Source organism: Catenovulum sp. 2E275, from assembly GCF_025515275.1.
Lineage (GTDB): Bacteria > Pseudomonadota > Gammaproteobacteria > Enterobacterales > Alteromonadaceae > Catenovulum.
This window is the reverse complement of sequence record NZ_JAOPFU010000004.1, coordinates 180937-198249: the sequence shown is the minus strand read 5'-3', so window position 1 is coordinate 198249 and position 17313 is coordinate 180937. Positions and strand designations below refer to the sequence as shown.

At 37.6% G+C, this 17313-nt stretch carries 13 protein-coding genes and 4 tRNA genes; 11 read left to right on the top strand and 6 right to left on the bottom strand.

The annotated features are described in order from the left end of the window. Positions 1-74 precede the first annotated feature (74 nt). From N7931_RS04310 to N7931_RS04280, 7 genes are all read left to right on the top strand, one after another. Positions 75-151: transfer RNA gene (locus N7931_RS04310), tRNA-Asp, on the top strand. Between the two features lie 29 nt (positions 152-180). Continuing rightward, positions 181-257, top strand: a tRNA-Asp gene (locus N7931_RS04305). A 33-nt stretch (positions 258-290) separates the two neighbouring features. Beyond that, positions 291-367, top strand: a tRNA-Asp gene (locus N7931_RS04300). Positions 368-416: 49 nt separating this feature from the next. Beyond that, positions 417-493: transfer RNA gene (locus N7931_RS04295), tRNA-Asp, on the top strand. A 799-nt stretch (positions 494-1292) separates the two neighbouring features. Next, positions 1293-2786: a hypothetical protein gene (locus N7931_RS04290; protein ID WP_262792173.1), complete on the top strand. Its 1494-nt coding sequence runs from the start codon at positions 1293-1295 to the stop codon at positions 2784-2786. A 55-nt stretch (positions 2787-2841) separates the two neighbouring features. Then, entirely contained in the window at positions 2842-3429 is a 588-nt protein-coding gene (locus N7931_RS04285) for an HdeA/HdeB family chaperone (RefSeq protein ID WP_262792172.1), read from the top strand. Between the two features lie 26 nt (positions 3430-3455). Further along, entirely contained in the window at positions 3456-6053 is a 2598-nt protein-coding gene (locus tag N7931_RS04280) for a hypothetical protein (protein WP_262792171.1), read from the top strand. A 275-nt stretch (positions 6054-6328) separates the two neighbouring features. Here N7931_RS04280 and N7931_RS04275 read toward each other — a convergent pair whose 3' ends face one another. From N7931_RS04275 to orn, 3 genes are all read right to left on the bottom strand, one after another. Beyond that, positions 6329-7750 (bottom strand): S41 family peptidase, encoded by a 1422-nt coding sequence (locus N7931_RS04275; RefSeq protein ID WP_262792170.1) that lies wholly within the window; start codon positions 7748-7750, stop codon positions 6329-6331. Between the two features lie 129 nt (positions 7751-7879). Then, a complete protein-coding gene (locus N7931_RS04270) occupies positions 7880-8428 on the bottom strand; it encodes a hypothetical protein (RefSeq protein ID WP_262792169.1) in 549 nt (182 codons plus the stop codon). A gap of 315 nt (positions 8429-8743) precedes the next feature. Beyond that, positions 8744-9289, bottom strand: a complete 546-nt coding sequence (gene orn / locus N7931_RS04265) for an oligoribonuclease (RefSeq protein WP_262792168.1) — start codon at positions 9287-9289, stop codon at positions 8744-8746. A gap of 169 nt (positions 9290-9458) precedes the next feature. On the opposite strand from orn, the gene rsgA reads away from it, so the two are divergent. From rsgA to N7931_RS04245, 4 genes are all read left to right on the top strand, one after another. After that, positions 9459-10499 (top strand): small ribosomal subunit biogenesis GTPase RsgA, encoded by a 1041-nt coding sequence (gene rsgA / locus N7931_RS04260; RefSeq protein ID WP_262792167.1) that lies wholly within the window; start codon positions 9459-9461, stop codon positions 10497-10499. Between the two features lie 25 nt (positions 10500-10524). Then, positions 10525-11397, top strand: coding sequence for an archaetidylserine decarboxylase (asd, locus tag N7931_RS04255; RefSeq protein ID WP_262792166.1), 873 nt, complete (start codon positions 10525-10527; stop codon positions 11395-11397). Between the two features lie 15 nt (positions 11398-11412). After that, on the top strand, positions 11413-12294 hold the full coding sequence (locus N7931_RS04250; protein ID WP_262792165.1) for a DMT family transporter: 882 nt from the start codon (positions 11413-11415) through the stop codon (positions 12292-12294). Between the two features lie 106 nt (positions 12295-12400). Continuing rightward, positions 12401-13090: a glycerophosphodiester phosphodiesterase gene (locus N7931_RS04245; RefSeq protein ID WP_262792164.1), complete on the top strand. Its 690-nt coding sequence runs from the start codon at positions 12401-12403 to the stop codon at positions 13088-13090. A 7-nt stretch (positions 13091-13097) separates the two neighbouring features. Here N7931_RS04245 and N7931_RS04240 read toward each other — a convergent pair whose 3' ends face one another. From N7931_RS04240 to N7931_RS04230, 3 genes are all read right to left on the bottom strand, one after another. Beyond that, positions 13098-15197 (bottom strand): tRNA(Met) cytidine acetyltransferase TmcA, encoded by a 2100-nt coding sequence (locus N7931_RS04240; RefSeq protein ID WP_262792163.1) that lies wholly within the window; start codon positions 15195-15197, stop codon positions 13098-13100. A 362-nt stretch (positions 15198-15559) separates the two neighbouring features. Further along, positions 15560-16312 carry a sporulation protein gene (locus tag N7931_RS04235; protein WP_262792162.1) on the bottom strand — a complete coding sequence of 251 codons (753 nt, stop codon included), beginning with the start codon at positions 16310-16312 and terminating at the stop codon, positions 15560-15562. 145 nt (positions 16313-16457) lie between these two features. Beyond that, a complete protein-coding gene (locus tag N7931_RS04230) occupies positions 16458-17159 on the bottom strand; it encodes a DUF3334 family protein (RefSeq protein WP_262792161.1) in 702 nt (233 codons plus the stop codon). Positions 17160-17313 lie beyond the last annotated feature (154 nt).

The window sequence follows — 17313 nt, the reverse complement described above, 5'->3', positions numbered from 1 at the left end:
GTCCTTATTATTGCGCCCGCTTCTGACGGAGGGCAACCAAAGTTAAGAAAGCAAAGCTTTTGCTAAGAATATGCGGAGTGGTAGTTCAGTTGGTTAGAATACCGGCCTGTCACGCCGGGGGTCGCGGGTTCGAGTCCCGTCCACTCCGCCAACTTAGTGTAAAGTTTTTGATAATACTGCGGAGTGGTAGTTCAGTTGGTTAGAATACCGGCCTGTCACGCCGGGGGTCGCGGGTTCGAGTCCCGTCCACTCCGCCATCATTATCAAACAATATTTAAATATATCTCTGCGGAGTGGTAGTTCAGTTGGTTAGAATACCGGCCTGTCACGCCGGGGGTCGCGGGTTCGAGTCCCGTCCACTCCGCCATTTATATTTAAATTCAGAACGATTTGCTTTAAATTTAAAGCACCACTGCGGAGTGGTAGTTCAGTTGGTTAGAATACCGGCCTGTCACGCCGGGGGTCGCGGGTTCGAGTCCCGTCCACTCCGCCATCTCTTATCCTTTAGAGATTACAACTTCCTTATTTTATACAATTCTCATTTTATATTTTTAATCAATATTAAATTTCTTCTTTTAAAAACGACCTTAAATCAAACTGGTATATCTTGTCGTAAATGGCAGTAGTTCGGTTGGTTAGCTTGTATTAAAAAAACAGCGGTCTGTCACGCAGGTATGTGGTCTGAGTTATTGAGAGCGAAGCCATTGCTTACCTTTTTTAAGGTTATTTCTTGCATCATATACAATTCTTAAATTATATCTTTTGTGCGGTATTTTTATTTGGAAAGTTAGTTTCCATATTTGTTGCTGCAGGCGACAGTAGATTCCCGACGTCTCTGGAATGACGTTACTTTGACTTTGTTATTCGGTATAAGTGAGGTAATCGCGTGATGCGTAATCTCAGTTGGGTATTTAATTAGCTAAAATGTCTGGCAGAAACAATTACCAATACTTCAATGATATCTAATATTTTTATTTCAATATTAACGGTAGTTTTTATATTTTGTTTTAAATGATGGTAGTTCAGTTAGTTGATGCTTATTCAAAAATATAAATGTATTAAAGCCCTGTTAAATTGCTTTTAGACTTATTTTGTTAAGCGAAATAATGTCCAAGATTTTTACAGTTTTTTCATTCCTATTTTTTTATTGTAGCTATATCAATAATTTAATTACTGGTTTGTATCTTGCTTAGTAGCTTTTGGTGTTGGCGGTTTATGAGTGTACCAATTTGGCCGTTTCCACGGGTATTGCTTTACCTGGAAATTAACAAGCTAATTTCTGGAGAAGATACATGGGTATAAATAAAAAAATACTGTGTAAGTTAGTTGTGTACACAGCTGCAATTGGGCTGCAGCTCAATTCAAGTTTAGCGATAGCGGGTGCCGTTATTCAGTACGGTGATACGATTTTAGGGGTTAATAATGAAGGGCATTTAAACTTCACTCCAAGTAACGAAGGGTTAACAGCACCAGCTGGTTTTGTTGCACCTTTACCTGGTAGTGAGTTTGATGGTACTTCGCCTGATAATATTCCTTTTGGGCTTTATCGCAATGGAGTTGGTGATGCAACATCTCCAGGTTGCCTCTGTGAAGGTTGGGGGATTGCATTAACCACCTCAGTCGGACGTTTTGGCGCTGGTGCTAGTATCGACAATAGTGGTATTAGTGGTATTTCTGGTGGTGAATTTGGCTCTACCAGCAGTACAGCTACCTCTTTGGTTCATCTGAGTGACGCTGAAGTAAGTGTTCGGCATGCTTTTGGCCCATCACTTGCCGATGGTGTTTTTCAAGCTTCGGTGACTATTCGTAATAATTCATTAGAAACTATAACAGATTTGGTTTACCGCCGGGCAATGGACTGGGATATTCCAAATGATGAGTTTAACGAATTTGTTACCCATGGCGGCGTAGTTGAAAACCTTGAATCTGTTGGTGGTAATGTCAGGTTCGCCAGCGATAACGGCTTTGCTTCGCTTGATCCTACTGTCAATGCAGGTTGGATTAACTTTGATACGGTAAACTCTAACTTTGAAGATAATGGTCCTACTGACCATGGCTCTGTCTTTGATTTTGCTTTTGGTGATTTAGCGGCTGGAGATACCAGAACGTTTAATATTTTTTATGGTTCTACAGCAACTGAAGCTGATGCTCTGTCTGCAATTTCATTTTTAGGCGCTAATGTTTATTCGTTAGGTCAATATTCAGGTATTGATACTGATATTGGGAATCCACTTGATGGTACGCCGGCCACATTCTTATTTGCTTTTGGTGGCGTTGGTGGAGTTGAACCGGGTACTAATCCGGCTAATCCAATATTACCATTTGTACCAGCTCCAGGTGAATTTGTATTTACTGAACCTGAGCCTGCAAACTGGTTCGATCCACCGTTTTCAGATGGGTTTGAATATGAATTAACTGGTGGCGCTGTATTTGATTTAGTGACAACCCCAGATGCAAGTTATGGTTTTGGTGATGTCGATGTAGTTGTGGATGGTGTTGTCGTTGCGACATTAAACCCCGGTGATACTTTTGATTTTTCAACGCTAGCTACTGCGGTCTCGTCGTTTAAATTAGTTGGATTAGATATGTTATTAGACATTGCTGATCCTGATTTTGCGACAGCTTTTCCTGTTTTTCTGGATTGGACGGGTAGCGCCTCTACATTGTTAATGAGTGCAATAATTGCATCGGTAGGGCCTGTAGATGTGCCCGAGCCTCAGGTGCTATTTTTGCTGGCTTTTGCTGCTTTTATATTAATTAATCGTAAAAAAATGATGTTGAATTAGTCCACATATAAAACTTGTTAGTCAAACTGGCTAACAAGTTTTTTAGGAGATGACTATGAAATACTCTAAGTTTTTGTTTTGTTTATTATTAGGTTGTAGTTTTAACCTCTGTGCAATTGATAAAAATGGTAAATATGCAGTTAAAGGTGTTGGAAATTTACCTTGCAGCCAATTTGTTGAAATTACCGAAAATAATCAAAGTGAAAAATATTTATTTGCTGGTTGGCTTAATGGATATATAACGGGTCATAATCAATACTTGGCTGAAACTTTCGATATAGTTTCTTGGGAGAATATTGAAACGCTCGGGAATTATTTGTTATCACATTGCCGAAAAAATCCGTCGATTAGTTTTTATCAGGCCACCACTCAAATGCTGAGCTCTTTATATGATGTCAGAATCATTGAATTTATTGGCGCAGAACATAAAGAATCAAACGGTCAAGGTTTACAGGTTTATACTCAAACAATTCGAAGAGTACAAAAGAGCCTAAAAGCTCAGGGGCTCTATCAGGGGGAGGTAAATGGTAAGGTATCTGATGGACTCATTGATGCGTTAAACAAATTTAAACAACAAGCCAATGTTAATTCTACCGATGACTTTAGTCAGCAAGTTCTATTTAAGTTACTGAAATCCCAATAATTTAAATTTAACTAAGGAGCTCGTTTTTGAAATTAGCAAATTTAATTGTTGTCCTATTTGGTGTTTGTTTATTGGCATGCGAGCCTGCACCCACAGCACAAATATTTACTGAAATTGAACAGGATATAAAACAAAATGCATTAGCGGATGCTGAAATTAAAAGCAAAACTTTATTACAATCAGCTATCAATACAAATGATAACCAGCAAATACTCAATGCCCGGATTCTATTGGCTAGAATTTACTATTTGAAAGGGGATTTTGTGAATACGCTCAGATTTTATCAACCTTTGCTTGAGTCGAGTATTGATAATCAGATGCTTGATTTGGCTGGTATAAGTAAGTCTGACTGGTCTTGTTTTATTCATGTTAGCTTAATAAGTGAAGATTCACTAACCCTGACGGACTCGATTTTATCAAAAACAAAAACCGTATTTGATCCAGATAGTTTTAATATCTATCAGGCGCACTATCAATTACAGCGGGCAAAAAATAATAAACAGGCAGCTAAAGCCATCGATTCAACTGTTCCACTCGCGCCGCTAAAATTACCGGAACTGGCTGACCAATATGCCAAATATCATTATGCTGCTGTCATTTCAGAGGTTGATCCTCAGCAGTCGATAGAAATCCTGTCCAGCTTATCTGACACGGCTTATAAATTGCCTGAAGCTATTCTTCTACAAGCTCAAATTGAACAAAAGCAGGCACTTTATCAGTCTGCAATTAAACATTATGTCGCTTTTTTAAAGCACAGACCTGATCGATTAGATGCCAAAGTAATGCTGATTTTAATTGCATATAAAACGGAGCAATATGAATTAGCTAGAGATTTAGTTAAACAGCTTGGCCAAGCAAAAGAGCAAAACGCATTATTTGATCAATTAGCAGCACCACTTGCGTTTTATGATAAGGATTATGACAAAGCAAAATCTTTGGCAGAGCAATCTATTGCTTGGGGGTTAGATTCACCTTTAAATCGTTTAATTGCCGGAATGAGCGCTTTTTATTTACATAACTGGGAGTTAACTAATTATTACTTACAAAGCATTAGCCAAGTTTTACCAGAGAATCATGCCGCGCTACGTATGTTGGTTACAGCTAAGCTGCATTTAAATGAAATCGATACAGCTGCAGAGCTTTATAAAGAGTTTGATACCCAAGGTATTTTAGATGTTGCTTTAGCTATTCAGTTAAATAATAAGTTGGAACAGCTAAATCAACCTGAGCTGGCAAAACAAATTAAATTACATGCTAATCAAACTCAATTAAATGAAGCCCATAAACAGCAGCTTAAAGTCGCAAACATCAAAAAAATTCAGTTTGATTATTTAGAGCAGGCTTTATTAAAAGCCATAACGCAAAAAAACCGTTTATATCAATCACAACAGTTGGTGTTAATACCGCTATTAAATCCTGCTGATAAATATCAGGTCACAAGCTTATTAGAGCAGTGGCAAAGCTCAGGTGTCGAGAATTTATATACCTATTACACAAAAGCTTGGTTAGCGATGCAAAATAAGAATTTAATTGAATTTGAGCATGCTTTAACTGAGGCTTATAAAATAGAGCCAGATAATGTACCGAGCCTAAAATATTTTTTGCAAAAAGCATTAGTTGAGCAAAATAACCAACAAGTATTAGATCTTACTAATCAAATTATTAAATTATCTTATCCTGATAGTTTAATGTATACCGCTCGCTTGGATGCATTAAATAAGCTTAATCAACTAAACTTAAAGCATTTAAATGAGCTATTAACTTTGCCAGTTGGATTAGATTTTAACCGCTTAAATTGCCTTTATTTATTAAATCAGGAGCAGTATTTATTATTACTTAAATATTTAGCTCAAACGGATATGACAAAATGGCCTGAAATAAACTGGATAGCTTTTATTAAAACAAAATTAGCGACTGATAATTTTTCAGAGGTAGCGGCTGGTATTAAACAATTTATTTTAAAAGATACCTCAAATGGTCCTGATGCGATGCAGGCCATGATTAATGCAGCCTTTCACATTGAACAAACTGATTTGGTGCTAAATTTAACTGAACTGGCTGCTCAAAAAAAATTAGCAATTCCACAACTTAACCTATTAACAGCGAAAGCTTATCTGCTTAGTAATCATTTAACCAAAGCTGAAAATATACTAAAGCATACCCAAGCAAATAGCCTTTTTTATTATGATTTAGCAGCTGAGCTAGCCTTAAAAAAACAATCTAATAAAGAAGCTTATTTTTATTTTTTACAGGCTTATCAATTAGCTGAAGATTTCCACCGGCTAAGTTATTTATTTAGGTTGGCTGATAAAGTAGATAAAACCGAAGAGGTTAAAGCACTGGCATTAACTTATTTAAACGAAAACAAACAAAATATTGAAGCCTACAAGTACATTGCTGATTGGTTTATACAAAAAGAGCCTCAGCTTGCGTTGCAAATATTAGAGTCCGGCACATTGGAAAGTATTCGATATACAGATTGGGTGTTAGCAAATAATTTAGCTTGGCTTTATTTTAAACAAGGTCAGCAATCTAAAGCTGAAGTTTGGGCTAAACAGGCTCTTAAATTACAACCTGATAATTTAAATGTGAAGGATACTTATAATCAGGTCTTTCGGCTTTAGTTAACCTGAACTGCACATAATAGAATTTGCCCAACGGGCTACTTTTCCGCCTCTCATCGTTATTTTTCTGACTAATAGCTCACTATTAGGTACAGAAAAATGCCTTGATAGACAAAAACTATACTCGTTGGAACGTAAATTAAGGTAGGTTTGTTATTGTTTAATCGAATTGTTGAAAAATTTACTTCAACATTTCTTATACGCAGTTCAGGTTAATTAAAAAGCCGGATTAATCCGGCTTGTTTAGTTTGAACATATTTATTACCCCGTTGAGGTTATTTATCTAAAATCATGCCTGGTAGACTAACCTCTTGATATTTAATACCTTGTTGTAATGTGTTTTTTGTTTTTATCCCTTTAGCGGCAGAGCTAATACAACTATTATTTTGGGCATAATTCAGCGCGGTTATCTGAGCAGGATCTGAAAGCGTAGACCAGTCACCTGTGGGGTAATCGTTGGTGACAGCACAATTTACAGGTAAGCCATTCATATAATTAGCAAACCCGTTCGCATTTTCGGTTTGGAAATTCAGCGCAAGTAAGGTTTCATTACATACCTCAAAACCAGCTTTTTCGCCACGTTTATCGTAGGAACCATCATTTGCATAAAATCCAACGGGTTTACCATAAGTGCGCTGACCAATCTGATAAATGTCTAAATAAGGCGTTAAGCCATTAATTACAGATTCACTGGCAGAAGCGGTATAGCCATTAGTTAATACAATTAATTTATCTAAATTCAAACTGTTTTGGAGTATGGTGTTATAGCTCGCACCGTTTTCAGGATCTATCATAGTATCTGCACTGTAGACACTATCAAACGAAGCTAGTCGATAATTGTGTGTAATTTGTAAAAAAGTGTTTTTACCTAATTTATCGCCTGCTAAATATAAAGATAATCTTGCCGCAACACTTAATAAACCGCCGCCATTATCACGTAAATCCAGAATAAATTGGTCTGGTTGCTCAGCTTTAAAATAAGCAAAGGCTTCATCTATTTCTTTAGCTGAATTAAGGTAAAAGCCAGTAGGAAATGCTAAATAAGCTACTTTCCCTGCGTTAGTGTTTTGCACTGAATAATGTGCGACTGTATTAATATCTATTTCGTCTTTTGGTATTGCCACTACTTTGGTTGAATTAGTTGGTGTTTGCCAGTGAAACTTAACTTTATACCCTTTGGTATCTGGGCCAAAAAGATCAGCAATAGCTTCTGAGTTATAAGTATTTAACCAAGCGATAATAGTGGGTGCATCTACATCGGCTATTTTTATAATTTTATCGCCCCGTTTAAGTCCTGCTGTTTCAGCTGGGGAGTTTTTATAAACCTGATAAACAATTAACTCATTACCGACTGGGCCAAATTCGGCTCCAAAACCGAATGATTCACCTGAAATGGTGGCATTCCATTGATCTGTTGGCAGTGCAAAACTAAACCTATCTCTGGCGGGTAATACATCGTAAAGTAAGTGGTTGGTTTCTATGTACTCAGAAAAATTAAGAGTTGGATTGGCTAATTCATCTAACCATAAATATTCAAACTCTAAAGTATCGTACCAAAAACTATGTAAGTTTTGTTTGGTACATTTTTGCTGAACTTCAGCTTTAGATGGTGTTGACTCTGATGATGAAGAACCGCCACAGGCAGAAAGAACAGCAATAGAAAGGGCACACAAGCTAGTTTTTACAGTAAAGTGCATATAAATTCCCTAATAAATAAAGTCCTGTTATTTATGCAAAAATATTTTGGCATAAAGAGTAAAGTTGCATCTTAATGCTTAACAGATTTAATTATCAAGTCATTTGTGAATGAAATTTTTCATTTTTGTTTAAAAATGAAAACTGCCATGTACACCATATATATTTTGTTCTTCAATGATTTGTGTATGCATGCCAGCTGAAATATAGCGGTTAAAATAATAATCTCCTGATAATTTTAACCCGAGTTGATCATTGTTTAATGTTTTTGGCAGGCGGTAAATAACAGCAGAGTAAAGTTGGATTTGTGAATTTAAACCAATTTGAGTACCGGATTCTAGCTCAACCGAATCATTTAATTGTGTACCAGGTAAAATCGTCTGTTGGTAATAGTTTTGATAACTGACACTGGTTTTGACGGTAAAGTAGGGGTTTATGGAATAAGCATAACCCACACCCGCTTGTTGATTTGAACTATATTGAGTGGTTTGTGCTATCACGTACAGTTTACTTTTATGTTTAAAATCTGGCTTCTCATCTATTTTATGGGTTGGATCAAGTTGAAAATAATCTAATGTGGAAAGTGGTTGATTGATTTGCAAATCAATGGCCACAGCAGAGTGTGCCACTAGAAAACAGCCAACAAACATCAATACTTTTAAAATATTGTATCGTTCCATAGCGAGAACTCCGCCTGTGTTAAAGTTAACTGCAACCTTGTCCGGTTTATTTGAGTTATAAAAATAAGTTTAGTCGATAAATAGATTTTATGTGAATTCAACTTACATTAAATATGTTATTTGGTGTTGGGTTATACCTGCACAGTATTAAGGAGAGATTCCCGCCTCGATAGCTGCGCCATGCGTTATTCAACTTCCTAAATCCATTGAATCGTGCGCGGGAATAATTATGACAATGAGTTCTGATATTTAGATGCTTATTTTAAAAGCATCCTCTTATGTAGAATTGGAAAATTTTTGTTTGCAGCTTTGTCTTTAAAATTTAAAAAAGTGCGCTTTATAATGCGTTAATTCAGCAATCGATTCTTTAATGTCGTCTAAAGCTAAATGGCTGCCTTGTTTTTTAAAGCTGTTGAGTACGTCTGGTTTCCAGCGTCTGGCAAGTTCTTTTACGGTACTCACATCCAAGTTTCGATAATGGAAAAACTGTTCAAGTTCTGGCATGTGGACAAACATAAAACGTCTGTCTTGGCTAATACTGTTGCCGCACATTGGTGATTTACCAGCGGGAACATATTGAGCAATAAACTCTATTGTTTTGTGGCTAGCGGTGGCTAAATCTACTTCGCTTTCACGGCAACGCTGAGTTAAGCCTGATTTACCATGTTGATCAATACACCACTGGCTCATATTATCCAGCACTTCATCGGTTTGATGAATGGCAAAAACAGGGCCTTCGGCAATAACGTTCAGTTCACTGTCGGTTACTATGGTTGCTATTTCTAATATTTTATCTGTGTCTGGTTCTAAACCAGTCATTTCTAAATCTAGCCAAACCAGATTATTTTCACTAAATGACATATATCTTCCTAAAACAACATCCTTTCTTGATACTGCTTGGTGTACAATGACCAGACAAATAAAGAAAGTGGTTAAACGCAATTTTATCTAAGGCTAAATTCAGTGTATCTTAGCAAGATAAAAACGACTCATTTGAGTTATCTAATTATTATTTATTAAAAGTAGCACTGTGGCAAAAAAAACGAAATTAACTAAACAACAACTTAGACGAATGAAGTCTAATCGTAACAAAAAAATCAATCAAACTGAACAAACTCAGTTTGATTCTGGTTTGTTGGGCGATGCGTTAAATGGCCGTGTTATTAGCCGTTTTGGCCAACATGCAGACATAGAAGATGAACAAGGTTTGCTGCGTCGCTGCGACATTCGTCGAACCATAGATTCGTTAGTTGCAGGTGATTTAGTCATTTGGCGTGAAAACCATGCTGAAAGCGGGAATCAGGGGGTAATTGAAGCTGTTAAGCCTCGTTCATCTTTATTGACCCGCCCCGATTTTTATGATGGTGTAAAGCCAGTCGCTGCCAATATCGAGCAGGTGGTTATTTTGTCGGCTATTCGCCCTGAGCTATCTTTACATATTATTGACCGTTATTTAGTTGCGGTTGAAAATATGGGCGCAACGCCCGTGATTGCAATTAATAAAGCGGATTTATTAACTCAAGATGAAAGAGTACGATTAGAAGCTGAGCTGGCTTATTATCAAACCATTGGTTATCAGGTTTATTGGCTCAGTGTTAAACAAGCAGAGGGCGTTTCTCAGGTTGAGCAAATTTTAGCAGAGCAAACTTCTATTGTAGTTGGTCAGTCTGGGGTGGGTAAATCGTCGTTGGTGAATCGCTTATTGCCGGAGATTGATGCATTAACCAATGAAATCTCAGATAATTCTGGTTTAGGTACTCATACCACCACAGTTGCTCGTTTATATCATTTACCTTCGGGTGGCGATTTAATTGACTCTCCGGGCGTACGTGAATTTGGCTTGTGGCATTTAACCGAAGCTGAAATTTTTGATGGGTTTGTTGAGTTTGAGCAATATCGTCATTTATGTAAATTTAGAGATTGTAAACATTTAGATGATCCTAAATGTGGATTAAGAGATGCAGTTGAAAAAGGCGAAATTAAGGCATCACGTTTAGAGCATTACCATAAAATTTTGCAATCCGTTAGCGAGAATAAACCCTCGTACAAAATAGATAAACCAGATAATTAAAAAGATAATTGAGTAAGGAATGTTTGTGTCGTTAGAAAAATTTAAAGTTGCGCTGCAATATTGTACGCCGCAGCATACATTGTCGAGAATTGTTGGTTCACTGGCTGCATCTAAAAATAAATTTATCAGTCAAACTTTTATTAAGCAGTTTGCGCGGGCGTTTAATATTGATTTATCTGAAGCTCAAATCGAAAACTTTGCTGAGTTTAAATCGTTTAATGAGTTTTTTACCCGAGCATTAAAACCCGATGCCAGGCCGATTGACTTTACTGAAAATGTTCTGGTAAGCCCGGTGGATGGTGAGGTTAGCCAAGCGGCAAAAATTAATCAGGATTCATTGATTCAAGCCAAAGGTCACGATTATAGTTTAACCACTTTATTAGGTGGTGACGAAGAAAATGCCAGACCGTTTCAAAATGGTGAGTTTACAACTATTTATTTATCGCCAAGTGATTATCACAGAATTCACATGCCATGTGACGGTACGCTAACTAAAATGATTTATGTACCGGGTAAATTATTTTCGGTTAATCAGGCGACAACTCGCAATGTTCCTGGTTTATTTGCCCGTAACGAGAGACTGGTTTGCTTTTTTGATACAGAATTTGGTGAAATGGCAATGGTGCTGGTGGGCGCTATGATAGTCGCCAGTATTGAAACCGTTTGGGCTGGCAATATTACGCCGCCGGCTGGTTCTCGTAGTTTTACTTGGCATTATAGCGGAAAAGATCAGATCTCCTTGAAAAAAGGGCAAGAAATGGGTCGCTTTAAACTTGGTTCAACCGTGATTCTGGCGATGCCAGAAAATACAGTCGAGTTTGACCACTACTTTAAAGCCGAAGCTAAAGTAAAACTGGGCGAGTCTATCGCTACTATTTCAACTGTCACCGGCGCTTAGTCGTAACCTGTATTTATGTCTTTAACTTCACCGGCAGCAGAGCAAAAAATGGCTCTGCTGCAAATTCATCTGGGCGTATTACTGCTCGGCGGCACTGCTTTATTTTCCAAATTAATTCCACTACCGGGTGATGCTATTACGTTTGCCCGTTCAGTTATTGCTGCACTATTTTTAATGGTTTTGGTTAAATCAACCGAAGGCAAAATAAGATTAAATAATGCCAGAGACGTTAAAAACGGCATTATTTTAGGCGTTTTAATGGCGGTGCATTGGGTAACTTATTTTTTAGCGATGCAGTATTCAACTGTCGCAACCGGAGTGATTGCTTTATACACTTATCCGGTTATGGTGGTTTTATTTGAGCCGTTATTGCATAAACAAAAAATTGCCAGACAAGATTTGTTAATGGCTTTTATTGTTTTGATTGGCGTTATTTTGCTGGTGCCAGAATTTAGTTTAAAAAGTGAATATACATTAGGGATTTTGTTAGGGGTATTTTCAGCCGCGTTATTTGCTGCGCGTAATATCATGAATAGTCGGGTATTTTCGCATTACAGCGGGACTAAAAATATGATGTTTCAGGCTATGGTGGTTGCAATTGTTTTGCTGCCGTTTGAAATTCATCATTTTAACTCGCAAATCTCAGCGTCAACTTGGGGCTTGTTGGTTTTATTGGGGATTGTATTCACCGCTTTGCCACATTCTTTAATTGTGAGTGGGTTAAGATTTGTGAAGGCCAAAACCATGAGCTTAGTCTCTTGTTTAGCCCCTTTATATAGCATGATTTTAGCGGCTATTATTTTAGCTGAGCATCCTAACTGGCAAACCATGTTGGGTGGTGCTCTGGTTGTTTCGGCGGCAATATACGAAACTTTGGTTGTGCATAAACAAAAATAATTAACCTTAGTTCGAGAGTTCGGGGTAATTTTTATGATGGTTCAGTTAACTATTTTAAACTGTACTATTTTTACTGAGTTAGGTTAGTTAATACAGGAGCTATGCCTTGAAAATTATCGCACATCGCGGCGCAAGTGGAATTGCACCTGAAAATACGCTGGCAGCGTTTCGTTTAGCGCTTGAGTCGGGCGTTGATGGGATTGAATTAGATATTCAAATGGTTGATGGCACAGCCGTGGTTTTACATGACAGATGGCTGCAAAAAACCACAAATGGACTTGGTTTAACTCAGCAAATTAACCTTAATTATTTACAATCTTTAGATGCCGGAGGCGGCCAGCGAGTTCCGACATTAAAAGAGGTATTCACTTTAATTAATGGAGCTTGTTTAATTAACATTGAATTAAAGGCGCCAGATTGCGAATTGGCTGTATTGGCGGATATTGATTATGCGTTAAAACAGCTTAATTTTAAGCAAGATCAATTTATTATCTCATCATTTAATCATTTTAGTTTACGCAAAATTAATCAGTTAGTGCCTTGGCTCAAATTGGGCGCATTAACGGCAAATTTACCACTTGAATACGCGGCTTTTGCCAGCCAGTTAAATGCTTTTTCGGTGAATGCCTGTATTGATTTTATTGATCAGGCTTTTGTTGATGATGCGCATCAGCGAGGATTAGAAGTTTGGGTTTATACGGTTAACCAAATCGAAGATATTCAAGCCATGCTGGATTTAGGTGTAGACGCTATTTTTACGGATTACCCCAGTAGGGCATTGCAATATATCCAATAATTTCAGTCTATTTTATCAGCCTATAAAATAGACTTCTTAATTGATTTATTAGGGCTTTTTTTCCACTTAACTTAAATTGTTTACAGATTTTGGTGACAGGCCACTGCGATAATAATGCCCGGCAGAGCAGAGCTCGTTCTGACTGAGACAAGTTTTGTAAGATGATTTCAGGATGAGCCAAACAGTAATTTGCCAGCACAGGTTGAGCTGAAAAATAATTAGTATGAGCATTAGCAAAACCATCCATAAAAGCAGCTAAATATGAATCGTTTGGCACTATGTCGGATGTATTATTCAATATACTTAGCCAATTCCAGATAACGTCACAATCCAAATGTTGATATAAAGTTGGCAATAAATAATTAAGCTGTTGTTTATTTTGTTTGCTCAGCAAACTACAAATGGATTGGCTAGTCGAATTAAGCGGCATTATCATTAAGCTAGAGAATAAACCCGTATTGGTTTCTGCGGTTAAACCGCAGCGTACTAGTTGAAACTGATTTTTTTGCCAAAAGCTGAGTAATTTAGCATGGGTTGAAAAACTGGTTGAAACATAATCCAGTTGTTTATTTTGCGCCTGTTGTTCAAGCCATTTTATCAATACACTACCTAAATTTTGTTGTTGCCATTTGGGACTCACGGCAATGCGCACGATACGCCAGCCTTTTAGTCGAGCAAATTCAGTATGACCCGTTTGCGCGGCAATTAACTGCGGAGTTAAATGTCCGTTAGGGCGGCGTTTTCCCTGCATACAATCGTTAGCAAGTTCATCTGGTAGTGGCCCTTCATCAGAGACGATACAAGCGGCAATAATTTGATCTGCTTGGTTCTTCATAACTGCGACTTGCATTGCAGGACTGTCTAATAAATAACGTAAATCCGATGGCGTTGTGCGGTAATGCGCTTGGATTAATAAGCCAAATAATGCGGTTAATTGTGGCTCATTTTGGCTGAGCTGGCTTTTGTTTAACCATTCAATTTTGGTGGTTGTGACTGAGCTAACCTCAGTGGGCTCAGCATTTAATAAATAAATTTGATTCAGCCAGTTTTCGAGCGGATCATGCTCTGCCCAGCGGATCGGCTGCGTTAACCGAAATTCAGCTAAAGTGTATTTGGCGGATTTGAGCTGATTAATAAATTTTTGGCTAAAGCCTTTGCCCGAACCTTCGTAACCATGTTCTGTGGTGGCATAAATAATAAATGGGTAAATTTTGGCTAATTGCTGCAAAATTTGGGCTGGAATAGCCGCTGCTTCATCAATAATTAATACATCGGTTTCTGGCTGGTTTAATAATAAATAATCCGGCGCATAAAAACTCATAGCGTTATGATTTTCGATTCGTTTTTGATACCAAAGCTGCGCAGTTTGTACACAGTTTTTGGCTGGTGCAGTGATGATAATTCGACAGCTTTTAGGGTGATTGAGCTGTGCAGCAATCGCACCTAATGTAGCTGATTTACCACGCCCTCTGTCGGCGGTAATAATAAAGTGACCTTGCTGATTCTGGCAAATGGCTTCAATAATTTGGGTTTGCTCACAGGTCAGCTCGGTTATTTGTCGCCAGCTTGGGGTGTTAGGTGCAATTTGATAAAGCTGATTTTGCGCTTGAACCGTCGAGATTGTTTGCTGGCTGAAATAACAGCCGAGATTAAGCTGTTGATTTAACTGTAATAGACGTTGATTAAAATAACTATGGTTGTGAGTTTGAGCACTTTGCCAAGGTAAAAACCGCTGCATATCCGGATCGTCAGTTAATACTTGAGCTGATACGGTTAATATTAATAATCCGCCCGCTTTAATCGTACCGCTAAGTGCAGCAATAGCATCTGGGTTTAATCCACTTTGGCTATCAATCCAGACAAAATCAAATTCTTGTCCTAAATATTGCTGGTAATGTTTTAGGTTAGAGCCAAACTCGCTATTAAAAGCCAGTCCATTTTTGCCAGTTAATAATTGTAAAATGGCATTGGCTTGATTACCGCGCCAGTTTGGTTCTCCTGCTATAACCACAGGTAAACGCCAGCCATGCTGATTTAATTGAGCAAGTGGCAGTTGATAAACCGCGGGGGAAATTTCAATATCCGGCATGATTAAAGCTAAATCCAATATATCTCTGATTTTGTTAATATTGTATACCCGTGCAACCTTAAGATGCTTGATTTCAGCCGGAGAAAAAAATGAATGAGGCAAGACAAATTGTTGTAGGTATAGTCATTCTCGATAACTGCTCCTGCGTTATACTACCTCCCGCATCCATGCGGTCGTACATCAAAACAATTTGACGCAGCATCAGGCATTTTTGGCCCGGCCCTTCGGGAGCTTCACAGCGCTTCCACTACTGCATCATATTGGTTTGAAAGGTGGCCTACATTCCTTCACCAATCTGTTTTGTATTGAAAGCGCTGTGATAGCTCTGAAACATGCATCTTGAGGTAGCACGGGTATATTTTAACCTTAATTAATTGTTTTTAAACAGTTTCGGTTAATTGATTCTGTAAAAAGGTTAATAATGCGACTGCGCTGTCTTCAATATTTGGGTGCGAAACGGTAAATCTATGATTACTAATATTGTATTGCAAGCTGTGGTTAGAGGCATGAACCTGCATATAAATATCCACATAGTCACTAAAATTTTCAAAATAAAAAATAACCGTCATTTTATCCGGCAAATTCGGGTTGGTAGCATTTAAATATTTGAATTTTTGCAAATAAGGAAATGTATGATTTTCAAACGATTTGTTATGGTTAAACCAGCACATATCTTCTTCAAACCCTAAATACGTTAAGGTATTGATAAAAGCTTGGCTGAGTTCTGGCAATTGAATATTAATTGGGTAAGTATGCTGTTCTTGCTCGTTATTTTCTGCGGTGGCAGTTATCACCAATGAAAATTTGGCTGAATGACCAGAACAAGGACAGTTAAAAGGTAACTGAAAAAGATAAAAATCCTGCGTATCCTGCTGATTTAAGAACAGTTGATTCTCTAATGTTTTTTCGGCCAGAGTAAAAGGTTTATTTGCAAAGCTATCATCATGATCGCTGATTTCACAGATCAATTTTGCAGAGATTTGAATCAAACCATACTCTTTGTGTGGATCAGGATGAAGGCGAATGGTTAATCCAATTGCCTGACCAGCAAAATATTCATTGCTATCCAGCTCGGCTTTAATCAAAGGTTTAGGTGAGGAGACTTGGTCAATCCATTTTAATAAAGAAAACATTGCATATCCTTGCAGCTTATCTTACCAACTTTAGTAACTCTAGCTAGGATGATGACAAATACAAGTTGTTTATTTGAATTTTATTAAAGGTCTGATGAGTTTGGCTTAATACCAAACTCATGTATATCAGAGTTGTTTAGCGGGATTAAATACCTAACTCATCTAACAAATCTTGATCAAAGTCTGGCCCTGATTTGTTGTCTGTTTGATTCGTTTTAGCTTGTTCACTTGCACCACGAATAATCTCGTCTGGATCAAACTCTTCTGGTACAAAGTCGTGCAATTTAATAAATTCAGTTCTGTCCATTGCCAGTTCTAAATAAAAAATATTGCCGTTTTGGGTGGTAAAAGTAACGCGGCGGGCTTGTGGCCTGTCTAAATTAGTATCAATAGAAATAATCAGTTGTTTATTGACCGTTAGCATTTTCGGTTGGCTTTGAGTAATTGAAGTTTGTAACTCTTTACCTACTAAGCTGGTGAAATCGCCTAAAATTTGGTTAAGTAATTCACCCATTACATTGCCAACATCATCTGAAGTATGCTGAGTCGATAGCTCAGATAATGGAATGCCCATGTTAGTCATATAGCTTTGATAAATTTCAATGGCTGCTGCTGCGCTAAAGTTAATCACAACTAAACCCGAAAAACCGCCATCAAATAAAACAAATGAGCCAATATCTGGTTTTAAGCTGGTTTTCGTTATTTTTTGTACTAACGCTGAATAAGTCACCATGTTGGCATTGGCATTAGCTAATACATCGGTTACCGATTTACACAGCATGACTAAAATATCATCAGTAGTCACAACTGTGGTTTTATTGTTAGGTTTGATTGCTGGTTTATTCATTTATGATAGGTCCTGAACAACAGAGCTGATTTTTCTGGTTAATTGAAGATTTGTTTAATTATTTTTATAAGGTAGGTGTTTAGCGATTGAAAGGCAAGTTAATTTATGGGAATAACCCATAACTGAGTATTCCCCAATTAAATTTATATCCAAG